This window comes from Arthrobacter sp. NQ7 (genome assembly GCF_029581595.2).
Taxonomy (GTDB): domain Bacteria; phylum Actinomycetota; class Actinomycetes; order Actinomycetales; family Micrococcaceae; genus Arthrobacter; species Arthrobacter phenanthrenivorans_B.
In genome coordinates, this window is sequence record NZ_JARFXU020000012.1 from 109,872 (window position 1) to 133,227 (window position 23,356).

General features: G+C 66.2%; 20 protein-coding genes. 11 read left to right on the top strand and 9 right to left on the bottom strand.

What is annotated here, in order from left to right; genetic code table 11:
* Window positions 1–29: 29 nt before the first annotated feature.
* The 10 genes from PUN71_RS14035 (at window position 30) to PUN71_RS14080 (ending at window position 5,136) form a co-directional block, all read left to right on the top strand.
* Window positions 30–650, top strand: a complete 621-nt coding sequence (locus PUN71_RS14035; RefSeq protein WP_277798904.1) for a hypothetical protein — start codon at window positions 30–32, stop codon at window positions 648–650.
* 60 nt (window positions 651–710) lie between these two features.
* Window positions 711–1,652: a hypothetical protein gene (locus PUN71_RS14040; RefSeq protein WP_277798905.1), complete on the top strand. Its 942-nt coding sequence runs from the start codon at window positions 711–713 to the stop codon at window positions 1,650–1,652.
* Window positions 1,653–1,688: 36 nt separating this feature from the next.
* A complete protein-coding gene (locus PUN71_RS14045) occupies window positions 1,689–2,390 on the top strand; it encodes a hypothetical protein (RefSeq protein WP_277798906.1) in 702 nt (233 codons plus the stop codon).
* Between the two features lie 2 nt (window positions 2,391–2,392).
* Window positions 2,393–2,656, top strand: coding sequence for a hypothetical protein (locus tag PUN71_RS14050; RefSeq protein ID WP_277798907.1), 264 nt, complete (start codon window positions 2,393–2,395; stop codon window positions 2,654–2,656).
* The gene (locus PUN71_RS14055) at window positions 2,653–2,934 is read left to right on the top strand and encodes a hypothetical protein (protein WP_277798908.1); all 282 of its coding nucleotides are present in this window, start codon (window positions 2,653–2,655) and stop codon (window positions 2,932–2,934) included. Before PUN71_RS14050 ends, PUN71_RS14055 begins: the two co-directional genes overlap by 4 nt.
* Before the next feature lie 29 nt (window positions 2,935–2,963).
* Entirely contained in the window at window positions 2,964–3,458 is a 495-nt protein-coding gene (locus PUN71_RS14060; protein WP_277798909.1) for a phosphatase domain-containing protein, read from the top strand.
* Between the two features lie 157 nt (window positions 3,459–3,615).
* Window positions 3,616–3,987, top strand: a complete 372-nt coding sequence (locus PUN71_RS14065; RefSeq protein WP_056387433.1) for a hypothetical protein — start codon at window positions 3,616–3,618, stop codon at window positions 3,985–3,987.
* Window positions 3,980–4,486, top strand: coding sequence for a hypothetical protein (locus PUN71_RS14070; RefSeq protein WP_277798910.1), 507 nt, complete (start codon window positions 3,980–3,982; stop codon window positions 4,484–4,486). Before PUN71_RS14065 ends, PUN71_RS14070 begins: the two co-directional genes overlap by 8 nt.
* 54 nt (window positions 4,487–4,540) lie before the next feature.
* Window positions 4,541–4,882 carry a hypothetical protein gene (locus tag PUN71_RS14075; RefSeq protein WP_283532408.1) on the top strand — a complete coding sequence of 114 codons (342 nt, stop codon included), beginning with the start codon at window positions 4,541–4,543 and terminating at the stop codon, window positions 4,880–4,882.
* An 11-nt stretch (window positions 4,883–4,893) separates the two neighbouring features.
* Window positions 4,894–5,136, top strand: coding sequence for a hypothetical protein (locus tag PUN71_RS14080; RefSeq protein ID WP_277798912.1), 243 nt, complete (start codon window positions 4,894–4,896; stop codon window positions 5,134–5,136).
* Between the two features lie 70 nt (window positions 5,137–5,206).
* On the opposite strand, the gene PUN71_RS14085 is transcribed toward PUN71_RS14080, so the two are convergent.
* Both PUN71_RS14085 and PUN71_RS14090 read right to left on the bottom strand, forming a co-directional pair.
* Window positions 5,207–5,707 carry a hypothetical protein gene (locus PUN71_RS14085; protein ID WP_277798913.1) on the bottom strand — a complete coding sequence of 167 codons (501 nt, stop codon included), beginning with the start codon at window positions 5,705–5,707 and terminating at the stop codon, window positions 5,207–5,209.
* Between the two features lie 308 nt (window positions 5,708–6,015).
* On the bottom strand, window positions 6,016–6,975 hold the full coding sequence (locus tag PUN71_RS14090; RefSeq protein ID WP_277798914.1) for an ATP-dependent DNA ligase: 960 nt from the start codon (window positions 6,973–6,975) through the stop codon (window positions 6,016–6,018).
* Window positions 6,976–7,188: 213 nt separating this feature from the next.
* Here PUN71_RS14090 and PUN71_RS14095 point away from each other — a divergent pair, with 213 nt between their 5' ends.
* A complete protein-coding gene (locus PUN71_RS14095) occupies window positions 7,189–7,563 on the top strand; it encodes a hypothetical protein (RefSeq protein ID WP_133830709.1) in 375 nt (124 codons plus the stop codon).
* 10 nt (window positions 7,564–7,573) lie between these two features.
* Here PUN71_RS14095 and PUN71_RS14100 read toward each other — a convergent pair whose 3' ends face one another.
* From PUN71_RS14100 to PUN71_RS14130, 7 genes are all read right to left on the bottom strand, one after another.
* Complete coding sequence (locus tag PUN71_RS14100) at window positions 7,574–8,632, bottom strand: hypothetical protein (RefSeq protein ID WP_277798915.1); 1,059 nt, start codon at window positions 8,630–8,632, stop codon at window positions 7,574–7,576.
* 143 nt (window positions 8,633–8,775) lie between these two features.
* Window positions 8,776–9,147 carry an HU family DNA-binding protein gene (locus PUN71_RS14105; protein ID WP_133830707.1) on the bottom strand — a complete coding sequence of 124 codons (372 nt, stop codon included), beginning with the start codon at window positions 9,145–9,147 and terminating at the stop codon, window positions 8,776–8,778.
* A gap of 109 nt (window positions 9,148–9,256) precedes the next feature.
* Window positions 9,257–9,622: a hypothetical protein gene (locus PUN71_RS14110; protein WP_277798916.1), complete on the bottom strand. Its 366-nt coding sequence runs from the start codon at window positions 9,620–9,622 to the stop codon at window positions 9,257–9,259.
* A gap of 30 nt (window positions 9,623–9,652) precedes the next feature.
* Window positions 9,653–11,437: a hypothetical protein gene (locus PUN71_RS14115; RefSeq protein WP_283532409.1), complete on the bottom strand. Its 1,785-nt coding sequence runs from the start codon at window positions 11,435–11,437 to the stop codon at window positions 9,653–9,655.
* Window positions 11,409–16,970, bottom strand: a complete 5,562-nt coding sequence (locus PUN71_RS14120; RefSeq protein WP_277798918.1) for a hypothetical protein — start codon at window positions 16,968–16,970, stop codon at window positions 11,409–11,411. Before PUN71_RS14120 ends, PUN71_RS14115 begins: the two co-directional genes overlap by 29 nt.
* Window positions 16,971–17,136: 166 nt before the next feature.
* Complete coding sequence (locus PUN71_RS14125; protein WP_277798919.1) at window positions 17,137–21,231, bottom strand: type IV secretory system conjugative DNA transfer family protein; 4,095 nt, start codon at window positions 21,229–21,231, stop codon at window positions 17,137–17,139.
* Between the two features lie 124 nt (window positions 21,232–21,355).
* Window positions 21,356–23,356: coiled-coil domain-containing protein (locus PUN71_RS14130; RefSeq protein WP_277798920.1), on the bottom strand; the 2,001-nt coding region annotated here is incomplete at its 5' end.

The window sequence follows — 23,356 nt, forward strand, 5'->3', positions numbered from 1 at the left end:
CAGCCAATGCAGCTTCGAAGGAGCACGCCATGACCGCCACTGGAATCCAGGCCGGCTCAGAGGAGCTCGTGCCGGGCCCCGACAGCGCCTACGACCTGGTCATCTGCCACGACGACCGGATCGTCTTCCACGACCACTACCCCTCGCCAGCGTTCCGGCTGCGCATGTGCGCGCAGCTGCTGACCGCCTCGGACGTCGTCCTGGGCGCAATCGACGCCTCCGCCGCGAACGAAGTGCACGAGCTGTACCAGTCCAGCTCCGGGCAGTGGGAGAGCGCCCCGGACAGCGTGGTCAACGCCATCGCCAAGCTCTGCCGCCGATGGGGCGTCCAGGTCTACGTGAGCACGACCCGCAAGAAGACCGAGGCTCCCGCCGCACTCTATTCGGTGATCACCGAGTACGGCCCCGGACAGACCGTCGCCGAGCACTTCACCTCCAGAGAGGCCCGCCGGGCCAGCCTCGTCGAGCGTGCCGACATGTTCTTCAGCTCCCGCGGCAGCATCCCCGAGCGGGTATTGGCCGATGAGCAGCGCCTCGCCGCGCTCGTGGGTGCGTTCCTCATGCCCGCCACCGTGCTCCTCACCGAGGCCGTGCTCGACGAGGCCGACGGCCACTACAAGCCCTCCGGCCGGCCACTGCCGATCCTCTGAGCCCCGCCCGGGCGGACGGCCCCGACCACAACCCTGCAGCAGACCCGGAAGGGACCCGCCATGTCCGCACCTGACACCGTCAAGCCCGAGAACCCGTACGCCCGCACGTACGCCGACTTTCTCGCCCAGACCCGGGAGCACGTCCTCGTCGTTCTGCACGACGAGGACCTCTACCGCCACTTCAGGATCCAGGCCCCAGGCACCCGCATGTGGTCCTGGGACGTCACCACCTGGCCCGGCCACCTGGCCACCAGCGGCGACATCGCCGACGGCTACATGTTCACCCGAGAACCAGACATGATCGGGTTCTTCGCGTCGGCCGGCAAGAACGAGGGCTACTACTCCGACGGTGCGCCAAGCATCGACTTCCGCTGCTGGGCCGAGAAGCTCTGCGGCGGCCGCTCCCGCGAAGTAAAGCAGTACGACCCGGATCTATTCATCCAGCTGGTGCGGGAGCACCTCGAAGAAAGCGAGGGGTTCGGCACCGAGGCCCAGGAGGTCCACCATCAGCAGTTGGCGCTGCTGGCGCGCCTGCACGAACTGCGCGGCCTTGACGGGGACGCACAGTTGGCGCTCTTCGAGGCCCACTGGACCGCCCAGGAGCACCTCGCGGCCACCGGCACCGTGCTGAACCACGAGCGCCGGAACGCGGCCGCTGCCGCGCGTGCTGCCCTCTGGAGCACCGGCGGCATCCCCGACGAGAAGTTCGACCGGCTCACAGAGGAACACAACTGGATGGAGCTCGCCGACATCGAGGTCCCACGACATTCCCCTGCCGAGCGGCGCATGAAAATCATCGAAGACGCCAGCTGGCACGCCGACAGTGAGTCGGAGGCCCACAAATGGCTGGCTGAGCACGAGGACACCGTCGGCTCCGACACCTGGGAGTGGGACCTGCGCGACTGGGACATCCACTTCCTGTTCACCTGCTACTGCATCGACCTGGCCGTGCGCCTCTACCGCGAGCACGCCGCCGCGAAGACACAGCAATCCGCAGCCTGAGCCGACCCCACCCACATCCCGACCCAAGGAGAACCCATGAGCGCCGATATGCTCACCGCGGCCATCGCCGTCCCGGCCGACCGTACCAAGCCGATCGACTTCGAACGTGGCCGCCTGATGGTCGAGGAGACCGCGGGCCCTGAATCGTTCCGGTTCGACGACCCCGAGTCCCAGCTCGAGGAGCTGGTCGAGGACTTCGACCCCGACGTGCACCTGGACGCCGAGGGCGAGCCGACCCCGGAGGTCATCAAGCGCGTCGGCCGCAGGATCATCGACGAGCTCGAAGAGGCGCTGGACTCCAGCGACACGGACACCATCGAGGTCGCCGGCTACCGGTTGTACCTCTCCGGCGGACTCTCCTCGGGCGATTCCCCCACCGACGCCGCCGACGCGATCTGGCACGCCCACCACCTGCCGGTGACCGTCCTGCTTGCCATGGGATTCATCCCCGACTGCCGCAGGCCGCTGTCCCGGACCAACGGCAACCCCGGACCTGTGACCGACACCGACATCGTCGACGCCATTGCCCTCGGCCTCGGCACCAAGCCGGAGTGGTCCGGTGCCGACGAACTGGAGTGGATCGCCAACGCGATCGGCTCCGTCCGGCCGCACCCGGGAGACCGGGACCCTGCCGAGTACCACGCGGAGTTCACGGAGCAGCACGGCTTCGATCCGGTCGACGACAACTTTCTCATCGGCTATGTCAGCCAGTACGACAACCAGGAAGGCGGGGACTGACCTTGGCCAGCAGTGTTTTCATCCTCTGCGCGTGCTGCGCCCTCAAGCTCGTGAACGACGACGAGTCGGCCTGCCGCGACTACCACGGCCACGACCACGCTCCGCTGCAGGTGCCGGCTGGCACCGCGATCACCCAGGGTCCCCACGAATGGGCGGGCTCTCTCGAACTGACCTGCCATGGCCATGAGGACGGGACCATCCAGCCCCTCGGGGAGTACTGGGTGGCCCAACCCGGTCCCGCACCGACCGAAGAAGGAGTGCGATGAGCAGCCGGACACCAGCGCCCGATGCCCTCTTCGACGCCGATCTCTGCCAGCCTCTCGGCCGGGAAGACTGGGTTGACCGCTTCGACTGGGTGATCATCGACGGGCGCGTTGTGTACGCGCCCGTCACCTGGACATGGACGTGTCCCACATGCGGAGAGTCCGGCGTCATGCCCGATGGTCCCGACCTGCTGGCAGCCCCGCACGGGTCACAGCATGCTGCAGGACTTTTCGGGACGATCGTCCCGCTCGACGTCGAGGCCGAGCGTCCGACTGAATAGCCTCACCGCCCGGAAAGGAGGGGCCCATCATGACAGAAATCAGCACTGCCACGGCCGCGGTCCTCTCGCCGGCCGTGATCGTCGACATCGACGGGACGGTCGCCACGCACACACTTCCCGACGGACGCTTCATCAGGGGACACCACGAGTACCGGCTCGTCCCCTGGGACCTGCCCAACCCGCCAGTGATCGAAACCGTGCGCGCCCTGCACGCTGCCGGACTTGAGATCGTGTTCTGCTCCGGCAGGCCGGTCCTGGACGACAACGGCTGGGACGTCGGCCGCGCGACCTACGCCTGGCTCATCGAACATGTGGGGGAGTGGACCGCCAGCTGCCCTCTGTTCATGCGCGGACAGGGCGACCGCCGGCCGGACGACATCGTCAAGCCCGAGATCTACGAGGCCTTCATTCGCGGGCGGTGGGACGTCCGGCTCGCGCTGGATGACCGGCCCAGGGTGATCCGCGCCTGGCAGGCCCTCGGCGTGCCCGTGTTCGACGTCCAGCCCGGCTCGGGCGAGTTCTGATGCATGGCCCGCGCCCTCGACCCGCAGTGGGCCGCAGGGCGCGGGCCTGCTTCTCTTCAACTGCCCCGCTACGCCATTCCCCAGCGACTCAGTGTCCATCAGGAATGGTGGAATATGAGGCACTGGCATCCCATTCGACCACGAATAGACTGGAACCATGACTGACGACAAGACCCCCCAGGCCCCGCGCGAGGGCTCCCTGCCGAAGTTCTCCGTGAACGTCGCCCCGACCCAGAAGATTACCGCCGCCGACCTGGGCACCCTGCTAGAGCGCTTCCGCGCCGGGGATGCCGAGCCCCTGATCTTCGGTGACGGGAACGTCCCCGAGGCCGCCGTGATCCCGTTCGCCGACTTCGTCGACCTGCTCCGGCGGGTCCACGCCGACGAGACTGCCTTCCAGGCAGAGCTCTCCCGCCGCATCCGTGCCTCCGACGCCTCCGAGGAGCCCGGCCTGACCCTCGATGAGCTCGGCGATGAGCTGGGCGAACCCGCCCGGTCAATGATCCGCAAGGTGCTCGACGATGACTGAGGGGCTGCGGATCAAGGTCCATCTCAGCCCCGGGGCCCGCCAGGACATCGAACGGCTCAACCAGCGCGCCCTGAAGAATCCGCACAGCCGGGACGAGGCGCTCCTTGAGGCCACCATCGTCATGCTCCACCGGCTCAACGGCCGCCGTCACCCGACTAAGCCGCTGGACTACGACTCCCGCTTTGCCGACCTCTCCGACTGCGACACAACCTACGTCGGTGCGGACCCACATGAGAAGCCGCCGCTGCGCATCGTCTCACGCGACACCAGGCCCGAGCCGCCCGGCGGCATCACCCGGCGCGAGATCGTCGCCATCGGCGCACGCCGCGACAGTGAGGTCTACCGGACAGCCGGCCAGCGCCTCGGGCGGCCCGTCGGGGTCACCCTCGACCAGCTCGCCGCCCAGCGCCGCGCATCCGCGGCGAAGAACCATGCCCCGCAAGCGGGCAGGGGGCTCGACACACCCGCACCAGTCGGTGCAGACCTCGAGTTCGACTGACCATTCCACCTCGTTTCTGTTAGTCATTCAGCCTTTCTCATAGAATGGGCGTGAATGATGATTCGATGGAGACGGGATGAAGTGATGCACGACTACGACACGGACCACCAGGCCTGGGCTCCGGCCGTCGAGGAACCACGCCCGGGGATGAGCCCGCGGGCGCAGCTGACAATCCGCCGGAGCCTTGCCCTGGCGATCGCCCTGGGAATGGCCTACGGCATCTTCCATGTGTTCTTCCGCACCGATGTTCTCGCTCCGGTGCTCGCTTACGCCGAACCCGTCAAAGACGGGATCACATGGGTGATCGAGGACCCGAAGCGGGCCTGGCTGGCCTTCGCCGTGCTCGTCATCCCGCACATCGGGCTCTACTACCTGCTGTTCGAGGACCGGAAATGAGGGGACTGGCCATGCTCAGGAACACCAGAACGATCGTGGGGCTGTGCGCGCTAAGCGGAGTCTGGGTCACCGCCGTCATCGGCTGGGCTACCGGCTTCTTCGCCTGGGCCGTGGGCTCCGTCCGTAGCCTGTGGAATGGCTTCATCGCCTTCCTCAACTCGCCGTTCAGCTGGGAGCACCTCGCCGCCGGCGCGGGCGTGCTGCTCATCCCGATCATCATCATCGTCGTAATCTTCGCGATCGCAGATAACTGAGTCGCGGGGCATCTTTCGCGAAACCCGCTCCGGCTGCCGAATCTTGCTTCAGCGGGCACAAATTGGCTGCTTAGGCCCGCGACAGCTCGGAATGCCGCTCGAGGCTGTACCGGATCAGATCCATGGCCGGGGTAAGGGCCCAGACAAGCAGCCTCATGGTCGGCCGGTTTTCCTTGGCGATGACATCATCCGGTAGAGAAGTTGACTGCGCCGGCTTCAGCACGGCATCCGCGGCCCAGCGCCTGCCGTGCGCGAAACCCGAGCACAGCTGCCATACGGACAAGGCGGACGTCCTGGGCACCAGGTCGCGGACCTGCGTGAGTATGTGCGTGCTGCTGGGGAGAATCAACTTTCCAGCGGCCCCGGAGGCATCGAGAATAGCCTGCAGTTGCGCCTTGTCGCTGTCGAAGTCCGGAAGCGTTCCCTGAAGATTCGGATGGCGACGTGCCAGTTCGCTGTACGCAGTCTCGCGGTCTTTGGCTACTTTCAGCGACAGAGACAGCGAACGAACTATCCTGGTCGCCTGTTCTTCTTGGCGCTGAAATCCAGGCGGCCTGTGCGGCGCACTCAATGGCTGCCCTGACCAGCGAGAACGGGGCAAGAGTATGTGATGCTCCGGCACCAATCATGATGCTGTCCAGCGCGTGCAAATGATCGATCGCGCTGACTACCGCATTGGCGATGTTGTGCGACGCCTGGTGCGGTTTGATGAGCCCATCGTCCTTCGCCAGACGGCTTCCGGCTTCCGGGATCCACGCCTCGTGGGAATCCCGGAAGCCCAGCCAGGTCCTCAGCTCCTGAAAATACGAGTCGGCAATCTCGAACTCTTCAGGTTCATCTTCTCGTCGCATGACTCCATTCTTCACATGGCTACATTCTTTATCGCCAGGCACGCTGGAAGCCTTCCGGGAGGGATACTTCCGTCGGCGACAACTCAGGCCTGACCCGCATGAGGCGGACTGAATGCCGGAATGCCTGACCCGACCAGGCTATGTCGGCCGAGACTTCAACCACCAACGGCTCCACCAAAGTCAGGCGAGTGGTGCCGCCCTCCTTGGTGAAACGGTCCAGCACCCGTTCGCTGATTTCCTCCGGCCATGGATGCCTTCCCCGGGGAGGACGAAGATATGTGGCCAGATCCCTTCCCGCACGAGCAGTCAAGGACGTGGACCGGCCGACAATCCGCAGCCGTCCGTGGACCGGCAAACCCACCACCGCTGCCCGCGGGTGCGCCATGGGACCTATGACCGCCGCAAGAACCACATCAAGGGCGCTTCTGCTCTTGACCTTCAGCCAGATTCGCCGGGGCTCGTACGTCTGCCCTTCACCCTTGATCACAATTCCTTCCACGCCCGTGGCGGTCATGTCACTGAACCACGTGGCCGCCAGGGCCCGGTCGCTGGTCACCGGTGACAGATGCAGTGGCGGAACCCACCCGCGCGCCAGCTCCTCGAGCAGAGCCCGGCGGTCCCGGAATTGAAGCCCGCGGGTATCCTGCCCCGCCACTGCCAGGACGTCGAAGGCGATCAGCGAGGCAGGGCTTTTCATCACGAGCTCCGCAAGAGCCGCCTTTGAGCTCACCAGGCGCATCTGCAGCGCATCGAAATCCAGACGGCCGCCGGACCACACCACAACTTCGCCGTCGACAACACAGCCCGGAGGGATCTGCTCACGCACGGAAGCCAACACGTCCGGAAAGTACCTGCTCAGATCCTTGCCCTGTCTGCTGTACAGCCACGCCCCATCCAAACCGACCAGGCACACTGCCCGGAAACCGTCGAACTTCATCTCAAAGACTGAGCCGCCGGACAGTGCGTCACCGCGTGGAATCGACTCCACGGCCTTGGCCTAAGCAAGGGCAACAGGAGGATGCAGGGCGGCCGGCAAACCTTCGAACATCGTGGGCACAGCGTAAGCCCAGCGAAGCAGGGGTGGAAACAAGGCTTCCTCCCGGCTGGATGCAGCACCAAGCACCGGGAAGCGTCACAGCAAAGCTGTGACCGGGTCCTTCTTCGATCAGGGAAACCAACCACATTCGAAACAGGAGTCGTCATGTCCACTGAAGCTGTTACAAACCCCGCTGGGTCTGCCGGGACTGCCGGTGGCCGGCGCTACAAGGAACCCACCTCACAGCAGATTGAAGATGCAGCGGCCCTGATGTTCCTGGCGGCGACAAGGAAAGCTCTGCGGGACCAGCAGCACATCTGGGATGTCGAACTGGAGTTGGAAGTCACCTACACCGTGCACAACCAGCGCAGGTACTGCGTGCACGCCAGCACCCGGACAGGTGAAAGCCTCACGGGCCCCCACGGTGTTCTCGTGCATCCGGCCAACGGAACTGCGGAAACGGCTGCCTGGAGCATTGCCGCCGAGGTTCGCAATGCAACGGCAAAACGCCGGCAAAAGGCGGCCATCAAGATTGCGTGACTACTGGCCTTTACCGGGGCGGGGCTTCCGCGCGACCTTCTGGCGTGGCTTGTGTTTTGTCACTGCCGATCTTTAGCCAGAACCAACCGACATACCAAAGAATCGCCGCCAGCCCGATCACAAAGCTGCCAAGCAACACTATCTTGGCCAAGACGTCCAAGCCCTTGGGCTCAAAGGCCATCATGACCAAAGGTACGAGGATCCCCAACGAGAGAACGCCCAGCATCCACATGGCCGCAGCCACACCCACAGGCTTGCCGACGCGGGCCAGCTCTTCATCCAAGCGGTCCCGCTCGGCAACAGCAGCCCGCAGTTGTGTCTTCAGGTCGGCCTCAGCCCGGATTTCCTCGTCTTGGCGTCTCAGGCTTGCCGAGAGTGCCGCATCCGACATGATGCCCTTTCCAAGTACCGAACCAACATCCAAAAAGCTTTTCGATCCGAACATCGCCATACCGGAAGGGGACGGAAGGCTGCGTCGCCGATGCTTGAAGGCCTGTTCATAAAGATCCTGGTCGGCGTCCGCGATTTCCAGACCGCGCTCGACGAGATCTTCAAGGTCAAGATTCGTGGTATCGCTTTTTCTGAGCTTCAAATTGATGGCCTGCACTGCATTTTGCACCCGTTGCCGGAGGGCAAGCGCATACGGTTTGAGCTCATCCTCTGTCGTTCCCCTTAGCAAGCGGTCTTGGATCAAGACGTCGAGGTCCAAAGTCGGATCGTCGAGAAGTTTCTCAACAGCCACGTCGTAAAAGTAGCTCACCGCCCTGCTCAATCGGGTCCGATGAGCCTCTTTCAGGTCCGCCTCAATGTGCCCAATGCGTCCGGCTGCTGCCTCCACAAGCCTCCTGATGCCCTCGCGTTCGCTGGAGATCGCAACAAGCCGGCTGACCAGGAAGCCTCCAATGATGGCGACCAAAACAGCCGACGCCTGGCTGAGGGCGGACAACAATGTGCTCGGGTCCCAGTCCTTTTCCGCCGACCTGACAATCACACTGAATGGATCGCATTGCACCACTGATTGGAGCAATGGCACATGGGAGGTACAGGTAAGGAATTCAGACGAGATCACCGAGCGATCATAAGCGACCCCTGACGATGCGCCGTGCACAGGGACCGGTCCTGGCACCTGCAGCCCCTTACGGACACAAGAACCCCGGTGATGCTTCCGCATCGCCGGGGTTCTTATTTTTTCTGTCAGCAGCTGCCCGTCCTCTATCCCGCCACCCGGGCAAGGACCTCCTCAGCCTCGTCAAACTCGTCGATCAGCCTCAAGGTCTCCGGGCCACCCAGGTCAGCGTCCGGATCGAGCCGCCGATTGATGCTGCGTGACGCGGAGAACTTCAGCACCGAGTAGTCATCCACGTCCTTCTTGCCGAACCGGACCTTGTGGCCTTTGTGCGTCTGCCGGGCGAAGCGGCCAAAGCCGGTGAGCACGACGGTGTCTCCACGGCGCACGGCGTCGGTGAGCTCCGCGATGAGCGACTCGTACACCTCACTCACCACCCTTATCGGCTGTCCGCTGCGGCCGGCCACCTTCGAGATGAATCCACGCTTGCTGATCCGCGGATGAACCGTCGTCTTCATGCCCACACCTTTGTCCTATCGTCCCTCGTCGTCCGCTTCCTGCTTGAAAACCAGTTTATCCGACAGGCCTGTCGAAAAGCGATCCACAGGCCTGTCGGTATCCATTCAACTAAAGCTCGAAATCCGGATCAATGGACTGGCGGTCGTCCTTGTACTCGTAGTCAACTGACTCAATAATCGACCGGGTCTTCGGATCGCGCCGTGTGCTGACGATCTTGTCGTGGGACTCGTCGAACCGCTGCTGGTCGGCGATCCGGTGGGCCGCGTTGAGCTTGGCGTTGATATTCTTGTCGCCGAACTCCATCATCGAGCTCACCGAGGACTTCGCCCCCTGCTTGCTTGCGTTGACGTTCTTCTTGTTCTGCGCACGCTGCTGCTCCCAGCGACCGCGGTCCTCGGGCGTGACGTACCCGAACATCTGGGCGAGCCGGGAACCGTACCGCTCCTGCTGCTCTACCTGCTGGTCGTCGCTCATGGTCCTGTCTCCTTCTCGTTCGTTTCCGGACTATGCCGGCTGGTAGTCCTCGGCTCCGCGGTCGCGGCTCCACTGGCCCTCCGGCCCCGGCCGGGCCGAGGGGCCGGGCCCCTGTCGGAAGGGCTGGGGCCGCGTGCGCTGCGCCGCCAGGAAAGTAGCGGGATCGTCGACCGCGGCCCGCATCGTGTCCTGCCAGTCCTCGCCGAGGGCCAGCTTGAGCTCGTGCTCAAAGTCCGGGTCCTCCTTGTTCAGCTCCTCGATGGCGTCCACGTAGGCGTTCGAGTAGACGCGCTGCTGCTCCTCGTCGGAGAGACCATCGATCTCCATGCTTGCGAGCATGCTCTCGGACTGGTCGAGGCGCTGCTGGAGGTCCTCGGGCAGCCCGCGGGTGTCCAGGCCCTGCTTCTTGGCCGCGAAACCGATCATGTAGCCCATGACACTGCCGCCGAGGGCCTGTCCGTCGCCACGCTGGACGCCGTCCAGCATCGCCGCCTTCATGGTTTCCGCCAGCTGCACCTGGTGCTCGTCCGGCTCCATCGGCAGGCGCAGCGTGAACATGCCCTCGTCGGGGATCCGCCGGCCCAGGTGGTCGTCGAACTCCCCGGTCCAGACCTCCCGTACCCTGTCGGTGCCCGCGAGGCGGGCCTCGTGCGGCGGGGCCTTGACGATGCGGCCGTGCGCGACGCCGTTGAACATCAGGCGCAGCTCCGGCTCGGATTCCATCCGCTCGCCGATGATCGTCCGGGCGCGCTTGACCACCTCGGCACGGTCGAGCCCGTCGTCCTCCATCTGCTGGCGCAGGCGCTTGCGCAGGGCCTTGTAGCTGGCGTTGATCTGCTTCGCGTCCTGCTCGGGGTCACGCATCTTCCAGAAGGCGTTCTCCATGAGTGCGACCTCGGTCATGGCCGCTGACTCGGGAGTAAACAACTCACGGTTGCCCCGCTCGCGGCGCTCCAGGTCCTCCAGGCGGGTACGCCAGCGCCGGGAAAGGAAGTCGTCCCTGCTGGTGCCCCACCGCCCGCCCGACTTCCCGGACTGCTTCCCGCCGTCGTCGCCGGCGGCCTCCTGCGCCTCCGGCGCGCCCCCGAACAGATCTCCGACCAGGGCCGCCTGGCGCTCGGCCCTCTCGCCGATGTGCCGGGTCTTCGCGTCGATCCGGTCCTGGACCTTGTCCTTGAACGGCTGCAGGTAGGAGTCCATCTCCTTCCTGAAGTCAGGAGCGAGCATCCGCATTGCCATCATCATGCCGGCGGCCTGGATGACCGAGTTCGGGTTCACGCCGCGGGTGAGCGGACGCAGGCAGCCCTGCATCATCATCTGCATGTAGACCGCGTGCATCGCGTCGAACTCCTTCGTGCGCTCCCCGTCGTTGAAGCCGGGCACGAGCAGCTTCGAATCGCGCAGCGTCTGCATGTACGCCTCGCCCGCCAGCCGCGTCTCCGCCCGGAGCTTCAGCAGCCGCTCCCGGTCGTCGAGGCCGTCATCGTCGGCCGCAGCGCGCTCCTGGTCGCGTGCACGCTGGCGCTCCCGCTCCTCGGTCCGCTCCCGCGTCGTGGCCCCGAAGAAGCCGCGGGCACGGTCGCGCAGCCGCTCGCGCTGCCCGCGTGAGGTGTCGTGTCCGACCTGCGTCTCCGGCTCGTCGACAATTTCCGCGCCGATGATGTCCTCCTCCCCGCCGTCCATCCCGTACACGGCATGGACGTCGCCCAACGGGTCGACAGGCAGTGCCTTGCGCCCCCGGCCCCTGCCGCCCGGACCCATTTCCTGCTCCGTGTCCTGTGTCATGTCAGCCTCCCAGTCCATAGTCGTCGTCACTCTGCTGCTGCCCGGTCTCGTAGCTCGGCGTCCAGGCCGGGCGACGGCCGCCCACGCCGACGGCGTGTGCCGAGCGCCGGCTGGCACCGCGCGCCCTGGCGGCCCCGTCCCCGGTCTGCGCGAGCACGTCACGCTTGAGGACCGAGGCATCCACCGCGGCCTCCGCGGAGTCCAGGCCGTCCAGCCCGTCGAGGCCGTGCGCCGCGAACGCGTCGAGCTCGCGCGCCGCCGCGGCCCGGGCACGGCGGGTGCCCGCTGAGGCGAACTGCTCGTTCTTCTCGCCGTCGAAGACGCTCTCGCGATTCTTCGCAGCCTGCACCAGCGCCTCGAAGTCGCCGCCGTAGGCCATACGGTCCATCACCGTGCCCGCCAGGGACGGGTCCTCCTCGAGGTTGCGCACCAGGCCCGACTTCGGGTCCTCCAGCGCGCGGGCGACACGGGCGACGCAGTCCGGGTTGACCGAAACGTTGAACCCGTCCTTGGCCTCGTAGAACTCAACGAACTGGGCCTCCCACTCCTCGGCCGTGGCCTGGACAGCCTCGCCGTCGGCGAACTCGGGACGCCACTGGCCGGGGCCGGTGTGCTCAAGCTTGCGGCCGCGCCACAGATCGCGCCCGGGACCCTGCAACATCTCGTACTTGTGCCGGGCCTCCGCAGCGTCGTGCTTGGCCTGCAGGATCGACTGGGTCACCGGATAGGTCACCTCAAGCACCGCCTTCAGGTCAGCGCCGCGCAGGGCGCGCACCGCACGCTGGGAGAACGAGCCACCCAGTCCCGTGCCATGGGCCTTGATCGCCGTGGCGAACATCGAGGCCTCCTGGTCCTCCTGCGTGATGCCCGGCGTACCCTGCTCGTCGCCGAGGTTGCGGGCGTAGTCCCCGAGCTTCTTCTCGCTGCCCTTGGCTCCGGTCTCGACGCAGACTTCGCGCACGCTCTGCAAGTGCGCCTCGCGGCTGCTGAAGGTCAGCGCCGAGCCGAACTCGCCGCGCTGTGCCGAGCGATAGAGATCGCTGAGCTCCTCGACGAGGACCTCGTGGCCGGCGGCAACCTCGTGCGGATCGCTGACGAACCGCAGGCGGTTCGCCTCCTTGACGGCACTCTCAAGACTCTCCGCCAGCTCCGGGCTCTTGGACAGCGCCACCTGGGTGTCCAGCGAGACCTGCATGGCCAGCGGGTGCGAGCCGTCGGCCTTCACCACGCCGGTGTCCAGGAGGTTCGCTCCGACCGAGAGCCTGGCCATCGCCTCGGCCTTGGCGGCCTCGCTGTGCAGCCTCACCACGGCGACCGCATCACCGTCGAAGTCGCCGTCGAAGCACTGGTCCATCACCGGGTTGATCGCCGCGCCGGTGAGCCGGTCGTCTATCGCCACGCGCATGAAGCGCACGCCGGCGTCGCGCAGGACCGGGTCGCGCCAGACCAGCGCGTGATCGCCTTCGGCCAGGCCCAGCTGCTCGGCCTTGACCGAGCTCAGAGCGATCTGATCGATGTCCAGCCGAGGGTCGGCGGTCCAGACCATCGTGGCCGAGTCCGACAGGCGCGAGCTCATCAGCCCGGTCTTGAAGATGTTGTTCTTGCCGGTCAGCACGCGGTTCTGCACGTCCGTGGTGATCGCCTCGAAGGCCCGCTGTGCCCGCGAGACAGACTCGCTCATGCCCCGGCGCACCTCGGCGCGCTTGTCCGGCGACAGGCCGTGGTCGTCCAGCTGCTCGGCCATGTACCGGTAGCGGCAGGCTTCGACGAAGACGTCCTGGTAGCTGCGCGTGTAGTCGTGCGTGACGGACGTGCCGTCGTCGAACTCCTGGCCGCTGCGCAGGTGCGAAGAGAGCACCGGCAGCTTCCACGAAGTAGCGCTGACCGTCTCGGTCAGCTGACCCGTCGGGTAGGTCAGTGGAAAGGGGATTTCCATGTCGCCGCCGCGATCGCCGATCAGGTCGCCGAAGGACTTGCGCATGGCCGTGGTGTTCAGCCCCGGCGTCGCGCACTCGCTGCGCGGCTGCGTGCGCATCAGTTCCGGCATCGGGATCAGGCGGCGCTCGGGCCGCTCGTCGACACTCTCGGCCTGGCCCACGACGCGCAGGGTGCCGTCGGCCTCCATGTCCAGTCCCGCCACCAGCAGATACTCGCGCAGGTTCGACTCGGCACCGGAGTTGTGGCCGTAGAACTCGCGCATGATGGCCGGGCAGTCCTGGGACTGCAGCGCCCAGGCCAGCTGCGAGGAGGCCTTGCGCCCCTTGCCGGCGCGCACCTGTTCGTCGTCGTAGATCTTGGTCTTCTCGTCGACAGCCATGTGGGTGACCACGAACCGCATCTCGCCCAACCCTCCGCCGACCGGCCCGGCCTCGGGGCCCTGGACGGCCGGACGGCGGATGTCGCCCACGGCACCGCCCATCAGCTCGCGCGCCGATCCGGCGTTGCGGCGGGAGATCAGCGAGAACGGGCTCATCACCACGTCGATGCCCGGGTTCTCCCTGAACCAGGCCACCTCCTGCTCCAGGCCCTGGGCACGTGCCTCGTCCGGGTCCATGTGGCGGTCGACCACCAGAGAGACGACACCCTTGTTGCCGTGCAGATCGCTGATCTTGTCGCCCACGACGAGGTCGCGCAACTGGCCACCGGCCCCGCGGATGCGGTGCCGCTCGGAGAACTCCGTCGACACCACGATCGGGTCGTCGGCCGTCCAGCCGCCGAAGGTCATCAGAGCGGTGCCGGTCGGCTTCGTCACCTCGGAAGACTGCATGATCGTCGAGGCCGTCATCTGCTGCCGGTCGAACGGGTCATAGCGCAGCGTCTCCAGCTCCGGCCGGCTCATCAGCGGGGCGCGGGAGCCGGTCACGGTCTCCGGGTCGCCCGGCTCAATCGTGCCGTCGGGGCGCACCGCGGCGTCCTCGGTGAGGTAGCGCACGATGCCCTGGTTGGTCGCGCCGCCGGTCATCACCGGATCGAAGAAGCCGCCGGGAGCCGTCACATGGTTACGGTCGGTTCCCGTGAGCACCGTCATGTTCCGTCCACCGGTGAGCCGCCAGGCGTCGAAGACGTTGTCGTCGGCCGGGTCGGTGCGATCGCGTTCGGCGCGGTACTCGGCGTAGATCGTCGAGCCCTGCTTGATCTCGTTGGAGTAGCGCACGCGCTTGGCCTCGGTCTCGAGGATCGAGGCCGTCCACTCGTCCAGTCGTGCGGTGGCCTTGCCGGTGGCAGGGTCGACCTCATACGTCGTGGCCCGTTCGATGAAGTCAACCGGGTGCTTGGTGCCGTAGAGCTGTGAGTACACCGCGTTCAGCGAGGCCGGCTCGCCGGTCCGGCTGCGGCCGGAGACGAGGTCACCGGCAAGCTGGTACTGGATGCGCTCGTGCATCAGCTGTTCGTAGCCGCGCAGCACCGTGCGCTCCTCGACCGACTTGGGGGCCTCGCCCGGGGTCTGGGCCTTGATCCGCGCCTCGTAGCCGGGGACGATCAGCGCGTTCTCGCCACTGGCGAAGCGCGTGACAATCTCCCCATGGCTGCCGACATCGAAGACCTGGCCGATCTCACCGGAGACCGGCGTGGCCTTGCCGTCACGACGCAGCTTTTCGGCGGTCCAGCTGATGACGCCCTGCGCGTCGACCAGGATCTCACCCGGCGTCGCGGCGTTGCGCTCGATGCTCTCCCGGACGGTCTGACCGATCCGACGCATGAACTCCGAGGGATGCTCGGCGATGGGGGCGGCGGAGGCCGCGTGGAAGGAGACAATCCGGTCCTTGAAGCGGGTCGCCTGGAAGCTGGTACCCATGAGCTCGGTAGGAGGCACCCCGCAGCGGCGCAGCGCCGAGGCGAGGTTGTCCAGGTTCGACCACTGGCCGGTCGGGCTGGTCATGTACTTGGCGACGCGGGCGGGGTCGAAGCGCTGGTCGAGCCACTCGCCGTCGATCAAGTGCGGCTCGGCATCCCAGGTGCCGACCAGCTCGAACGGAACGTCATCAGCGTGCGCACGGACCTTGTCGGCGGCCGTGCCACCATAGACGAGGTTGCCCAGGTCCGGAAGCTCACCGGTCTGCAGCTCGCCGATCTCCTCCAGGCGCTCCTGGTACATCTCCTCGGTCGCGCCCGGACGCAGCAGCTCGCTGCGCGCTCCGGTGAGCACGTCCCAGTAAGAGCGCTGGATCGCCGCGACCTCGGGGTCAGAGGCATACTCCGGGGGCTCGATCTCGTCGAGCGCGCCCTCGGTGCGCTGCAGCTCAGACTCCGCGCGCAGGATCAGCTCCTCGACGCCCAGGGCGGCGCGCAGGTTCTCCCGCGCGGTGTCCACGGCCTCGCGACCGTAGGCCTCGGCCGGCTCTGCGTCCACGAAGAAGGTCGGCAGGGAGCGGTTCTTGGCATCCCGGCGCAGCATGACCTTGGACCCGGGGCGCGGGGCGCTCTCACCGGGGACGACATAGTCCGCGACGACGAACATGCTCTCGCGGTCGACGTGATAGCTGTCCGGCACGTCGATGAGGGAGCGGCCGCGGCCATGCTCGGGGTGGCTGGAGCCGACGACGCCAACCACCGTGCCGGGACGGTCCTCGCGTTCGATGGGCAGGCCTTGGGCGAAACGCAGCAGCCGCACGGCGTCCTCGGGAGTCGGGGCGGGCACGGCCATGCCGCCGGGCACCCGGTGATTGGTGCTGTAGCGCAGCACCGTTCCGTTGTCGTAGATGCGCGCCCCGGCGTACTCCTCCTGGCGCGTGTCAGTGAGACGGATCTCCATGCCGGTCCCGGAGATCCGGGCCTTGATCTGTCCAGGCTCACGGTCGCGCAGGACCTCGTAGGCCACGCCCTGGGACTTCAGCTCCTCGAGCAACGCCGCCGAGCGTGCCACCGCCCGCTGGGACATGAAACGGTTGCGGTCAACGCGGCCGGTCTGCGGGTCGCGTCCGCCGTCGATGACCCACTCGCGGACCTGGTCGTACTCCTGGCGGCTCATCTTGTCCATGAGCGCCGTGAGGCCTGCGGCGTCGTCGTTGGTCATGGCACGGCCGGCCTCGTACGGCTTACTGTCCTCATCGAGCCGCCAGAGCGTCATGTTCCCGCGGCGCGGCTCAGACAAGGACTCCACCTCGCCGCCGGCGTTCTTCACGATCGTCTCGTCGGGAATGTACAGCAGCTCGGTACCTGCGCGCTTCACCGTCGCGCGCTCGGACCAGGCCGGGTCGTAAGGGCTGATCGGCAGCCGCGCCGAACGGGGGTCGATCTCCGCTCCGACGCCCGTGGCACGGGTGAACTCGCGCTGCAGCGTCTGGTAGCGCTCGTTGGCGGGGGAGTGGTCGCCGAACTGCGGCTCGTAGTCCGGGACGCGCTCGGAGAAGGCCGTGTCGATCGCAGTCAGACACGCGGTGACGCCGAGTCCGGGATCAGCCAGGGCGGTTCCGCGCTGGCCGAGGATCTGGTCGACCCGTGCACGGATGGCCTTCGCCTGGGAGATCGGAATGATCTCCCCGCTCTGCTCCCGGGCCTGCTCGACTGCCTTGTAGAAGACGTACTCGTAGAAGTACCGCCTCAGTCCGTGTGCCTTCTTCATTGCTACTCAGCCTCCTGTGGACGCTCGGGGACATAACTATGTATAGATCATACCCTGATGATTCGAATGGAGACGATAGACGAGTCAGAAACGAGCCAAAAGACAAATGCCGGGACAGTCGAATTGCATCGACTGTCCCGGCACGGAGCGAATAGACCCGCCGGCGCTACCCCCGGGACTTCATCTCTACGGCCATGGCCCGGTCGAAAGCCCCGTCGGCCATGACCTCCCAGCTGGGCAGCGAGGCCAGGTACGTGTAAAAGGCGGCGTGCACCTTGACCGTGGCCAGCGACCGCAGATCCTCCTCGGTCACGTCCTGCTCGGCGAACACGCGCGAGCCCTCGTCGCTGATCTGGCCGTTGATCCTGCGGGCGGCGTCGGTGTAGGCATCGGAACGGACCTGGCTGATGTAGGTCTTTGACCCGTCGGCGCTGCGCAGCTCGCCGTCCCCGCCGACTGAGAAGTGCTCGCGGTCCCGCTGCATCTCCACCAGCGCGGTCTTGTACGCCTCACCAATCTCAAGGTCCAGGGCCTTGACCTTCGCCGAGCCGTCGAGATTGATCAGCATCTCCTTGCTGACCGTGCCCTCGGCGTAGACCAGGCGCTTGTGGTCCTTCTGCGTCGCCTGGTGGGCAGCCACGGTCGCGGCCACCTCCACGTCCTCCAGGAACTCCTCGTCGTTGCCCAGCATCATGGCCTCGTAGTCGTCCGGGTCCACGACCACCGTGGCGTTGGGATCGCCACTCTCGTCGGTGAAAACCATCCGCGTGATGACCTCCATGACCTCGTCCGAGTAGACGTCCGGGTCGAGGCGCTCGATGTCGATGTCCTTGTAGTCGTACGTCTCCTGGTAGAGCGTCTTGGCGTCGGCCGCCCTGACCGCCTGGGCCATACGCTTGTCGAGCATCTTGACGAAGTCCGGCTGGTTCATGCGCACGTCGAACTCCATCGCGGAGCTGAGCGTGGGGATCGTCTGCAGCGAGTACTCGTGCCCCGGGTGGGTGATCGTGTTGCCGAGCAGCTTGAATGACATCGGCAGGATCGTCTCGTTGCGGTTCCAGACCGGCGCGTCGCCGGCGCGCAGCACGATCGAGTTGCGCGGCGAGAGGAAGGCGAAATCGTTGTACTTGATCAGCGGCTCCTCCTCCGTCGACCAGGTGCGCGAAATCGCTCCGTCCGTCTTCCCGCCGACCACCTTGTCCAGGTTCTGCGTGATCTGCTTCGAGCTGGCGTGGGTACGGTGAGTCTTGCCGCTCATCTTCTCCAGCGTCTCAATCATCGAGTCGTCGGTCGACTTGAGGAAGACGATGTTGCTCGTGTTTCCCTGCACAATCTTGTCGACCGACTCGCCGTAGACGTCGCGCAGCTGCTGCAGCGTCTGCAGGATAAGCGTGAACTGCTGCTCCTGGCCGAGGCCGATGGAGAGCATGGTCTCGAAGCCGGCGATGCCATTACCGTCGGACTGCAGGTTGCCGAGCTCGTCGAGCATGAACCGGGTGCGGTAGAGCGGCTTCTGGTTCGACTTGGTCATGTACGACTGGTCAAACGAGACGTCCACCAGCTGCTTGACCAGGATCAGGATCAGCTTGGCGTACTTCATCAGGTGTGGGGGAGTGACGAGAAAGACCGCCTTGGGCGACTCCGAGTACCGCGCCATCGTCTGCGTGATCGCGCGCGCCCGGACCTCGACCTCCTCAGGGTGCCCTCCGCCGGAGAAGTCCAGCTTGCGGCTCGGAAAGGTCGTGTCGCCGGGCTGGAACGAGAGGATCTTCCCGTCGCCGGTGCCACCCTCCCGCACCGGTCGCAGCTCGCGCAGCACGCCGTTCTTCACGATCTTCTTGCCGGTGACCGGCTCGACCACGAAGTGCCGGCCGTTGAGGGAGAGCTGGTAGCTCTTGCGGAAGTGGAAGTAGAAAGTGCGCACGAGCATGCCGCTCTGCGGGTTCTTCAGCTCCAGCTTCAGCCAAGCCTCGTCGCCGGGGAAGATTCCCTTGCAGTTGTAGCGCGCCCAGCCCACGCGGCCGACGATCTCCGAGTGCTCGAAGTCCTTGCCAAGGTTCTGGGTGAACATCGGGTCCGCGTACGCCGACCAGCTCGCCATCTGCCCGAGCAGGTGGTCGCGCTTCATGAAGTTCGGCGAGAACCGCACGCCCAGCCGCCGCGGGAAGGACAGGCCCGCCAGGTCAGTGTTCTGGCTCGGCTTGCCCGAGGTCAGGGTCGAGATCGTCGGGTCGGTGAAGAAGCTCATGCCCGTGATCGCGATGCCGTAGACCGAGGACATCATCTTCTCCGCACCGGCCATGGCGACCAGGGCGTTGTGGGCGTTGCCGACGAGCGTGCGCATCGAGTTGCGCGGCAGGGCCTGGGTGGCGTTGAAGTAGAGCGTGAGCAGGTCCTGCTCGGCCTTGCCCTCCCATAGGAAGTCCTTCTCGGCGACCTTGGCCTGCTCCTCGGCCAGGGCGTCCTCATCTTCTTCGAACTCGCCGTTCTTGATGCGCTTCTCCAGCTCGGCAGCGGGGTTCTTCCACTTCTTCGAGGTCAGCTGCACGAAGAGCTGGTAGCAGTTGTACAGCGTGACCTTTCCCCACATGTCGTCCAGCCGCTGCTCCAGCGTGCCCGGGTCCATGCCGGTGGCTGCTGCGTACTCGCGCAGCTCACGCTCCTCCTCGAGGTAGTAGTCGATGAGACCGTAGGCGGCCCGTTTGAAGGCGTTGTTCGCTGCGTTCGGCCAGACCGGGTCCTCACCGCCGTCCAGCGGGAAGAAAACCTCGCCAATGTTCTCGATGTAGAGCGCGCACTTGGTCGAGTCGCCCTCGCGGGCGGCGTCGGCGGCCATGCCCAGCGGGTTGTAGATGTCGGTCTTCATCGCGTTGATCAGGTTGAACTGCACCGGCTCGAAGCCGCGCGTGACCAGCGGGATGTAGTTCTTGACGAGCAGCTCGCCCTTGGGGTCGTTGATGACCATGTTCGAGGGCTTCTTCTCCCTCGACCACATGTCGATCATCGGCTCGATGTAGGTCTGACCCTTGCCCGCCCGGGTGATGGCCAGCACCATCGTGTTCACGGGAGCAGTGTCGACGATGTAGGCACCGGCAGGGCGCTGGACTTCGTACGCCGGGAACTCCCAGTCATCGGTGATCAGGTCAGACACCGTACGGTAGGGCCCGAGCTTGTCACGGTTCGCGCCCTGGAGCTTCCCAAGGTCCTTCGTCTCTTTGGCCTTGCGCCGGCTCTCCTCGGTCGGCGGGTTGTACGGGATCACCGTTGCGTCATACTTCCGGCGCAGCCGCTTGTCCCGGGGCAGGCCCGAGGCGTCGAAGAGCGCCTCGCCGAACTCCTCGTCGATCAGCGGCAGGGTCTCGACCAGCGGCTCGCCGTCGTCGCCGTCCATGACCTCACCCTTGTAGTAGACGATGTTGCCGTCCTGGTCAATCACATCGGACTCTGCGCGCCGGGAGACCTTGACCGTGCCCAGCCCCTTCTTGCTGAGCATCATGTGACTGATCATCGAGCTGACCTGCACCCCCGAGTGCGCACCGGCGTCCGGGAACCAGTCGTAGTTCTGCTGGACCTCCTCCGGCAGCGCGATGTGCTGGTCGTTGCGGTGGTCGTTGATGTCCGTGTGGTCGACCGTCGCGTTGTGCTTGGCGACCTGGCGTCCGGTCCAGGTGGAGATCACGATCATGACCAGCGCGCCCGATCCCAGCGTCAGGAAGAGCTTGAACCCGGTGACGGACCCCAGCTGCCCGCCGACGTTCGTTGCCGTGGGCGTAGCCCCCTGGTCAACCTTCGGGGCGTCCTGGGCGGCGCTGCCTGCGTGGGTCCACCACGCTGGCACCGGGACGTCCTTGAGATCCGGGTAGCACTTCGAGCCGATCTCGGGGTTACCCTTCTCGTTGACGGCGCGGTAGCACGTCATCGGGGCCCCGCCCTGGCCTGTCGTAGTGTCCTCCACGTAGTACGAGTCCGGCTTTCCGCTGCTGTTTCCACCCAGGCCACCGCCCATCGTCGCCCCGAGCGTGAGCACTGCCGTAGCAATGACCGAGTACAGCACCCACGCCACGATCGCGACCAACAGGCCAGCGACGCCGGCGAGCACGAGGCCCGACGTGTTCGACTTCTTGCTCAGCCGCTCGCCGCGGTCCAGCTGCTGGTCTTCATAGACGTCCCGGTTCGTCAGCGTCTCCTCCGGCAGACGCGCCGAGATCTTCTCCCAGCCGCTGGCCTTGGGCCGTGCCGCCCTGCGCTTGCTGCCTGCCATGGTTCTCCCTGCCTGTTTCCGCGTGTGTCTGTGTGTCCTGCGCCTGTTGTGATCCCGGAAGACGCCGACGGCGCACGGGGTGCGAGCCCCATGCGCCGTCAGACCCGTCGATCTCCGAGTCGGATCAGCCGCCCATGGCTGCCCCGCCGATGAAGCCGGCGAGGCCGCCGAGCACGGGCAGCGCGACGATCAGGGCGATGAGCATCTTGTTGTAGCGGCTCTGGATCTCCGAAGCCCTTGCCAGCTCGCTGGCGTAGGACTCTTTGTCCGCAGCCATCTCCTCCAGCCGTGCCTCGTAACGGCGCTTGACCGAGTCCTCGACAACCTCCATCTGCTGCAGTAGGTCCGTGTTCCGCTGCGTGGCCGAGTCGGTCTTCTCCTTCTCGAGGGACAGGCTGTGCTGCCATTCCGTCTCGCGGGCCTGCATCTGGGTGATCGCGTCCTTGCGGTTGCGGTCGAGCTCGTCCTCCATCCGGCGGATGCGGTCGGCGTGCTCGTTGCGGATCGACTCCAGCAGCGCCTCCTGCTCGCGGCGCAGGACGCCGATCTCGTCGGTGGTGCGCTGGTGCTCTGCCAGAGCCTCGGCCTGGGCGATGTCCGCCTTGCGGTTGTCGTCGACGATCCGCTGGATCTCGGCCTTCCACTGCCCCAGACGCTGCTCCTCGGCCTCGAGGTAGGCCTTCTGCTTCTCGGCCAGGACCTCGAAGATCCGCGTAGTGCCGACCTGCATCTTCAGGGCGGCGTCGGAGCGGCGCACGCGCAGGATCTCCTGGCGGTCGTGCGAGTAGGAGTTCTCGAGCACCCGCTCGATCTCGGCGACGGCGTCGGCCTGCTCGCGCTCCATGCGGGAGCGGTTGCGCTCCTTGTACTGGATCTCCGTCTGGAGGGCGGCCTGCTCGGCGAGCTTCTTCGCCTGGGCCTCGTAGTCCTGGACGATCTCGGCCTTGCGGGTGCGGATCCGCTGTTCCTTCTCGGACTCCCGCTCGCGGTGCGCCGCCTCGGTGCCGTCCTTGAGTGCCTTGTAGCGCGAGCCCTCGCGGTCGGTGGCCACGTCACGGATGACCTGCTCGACGTGGGCCGACATGAGGTTCACGTACAGCGTGCGCAGTTCGTCCTCGTGCGCCCACCGCAGCTGGGCAAGGTCGGCGTTGGCCTGCCGGTTGAGCTGGGCGACCTGGTCGCCGAGCCATTCGGTCGCACCCTGCGGCACCTCGATCTGCACGACCGGCGCGCCGATGGCGAAGGTCGCATTGAACTCGTCCAGGCGCACGTCGAGGTCCAGGTCCTCGGAGAGGAAGCGGCGGGCGATGACCTCGCGCACCTGCTCCTGGTTCTCCAGCAGGACGGCTTCCTCTTCGGCCGGGGCGTAGGCCGTATCGTCGGCGGTCACAGGACCGGTCTCCTCGTCGAACTCCTCGAAGCCGGCCGTGCCGTCGAAGCCGGGCTCCGGCTCCACCGCAACCGGGGCCGCGTCCTCGTCTCCGAAGTCGACGGCTTCGTCGTCGAACACGGGCTCATCGCCCGCAGCGTCGAAGACCGGCTCGTCACCGGCACCCTCCTCCCCAGCGGGGATGGAGTCGAAGATCGGGTCACCTTCGTCGGCGGTGTCCACGGCAGCAACAGCGTCCGCGTCCGCGTCCACCGCGGGAAGGGTCCCGGGCTCGTCGGTGGTGACGCCGCTGTGCTCGCGCCAGGCCTGCGCTCCGACAGCCTCCTCGAGGCTCAGCGTGCCGGAAGCGACCTCCTGGGCCTGCTTGAACGTGGCCTCGGCGACCAGGTCCACCAGCAGCTCGCCGCTGGGCTTCTGCCAGACGACGGCCCAGGAGTACTCCGCGCCAGCAAGGAGCGAGTACTCCTCCATGCGCGCAAGCGTCTCCGTGTTGGGGATGATGCCGAAGACCTCTTCGCCCAGCATCTCTGCCGTGGCGACGGTCTTGATCTGGTCGGAGTCAATGAGCTCGATGAGAGAGCCCTTCGCCTCGTCGCGGCCGTGCCGCTTGCTCAGCCCGCCGATGGACTCGGCGGCCAGCACGAGCATGACCCACGCCGTGCCGCTGGGGAAGACGAACTTCGCGTTCGACCGCAGCAGTTCGACTGCTGCGGGGATCGCCGTCTCCCTGACCAC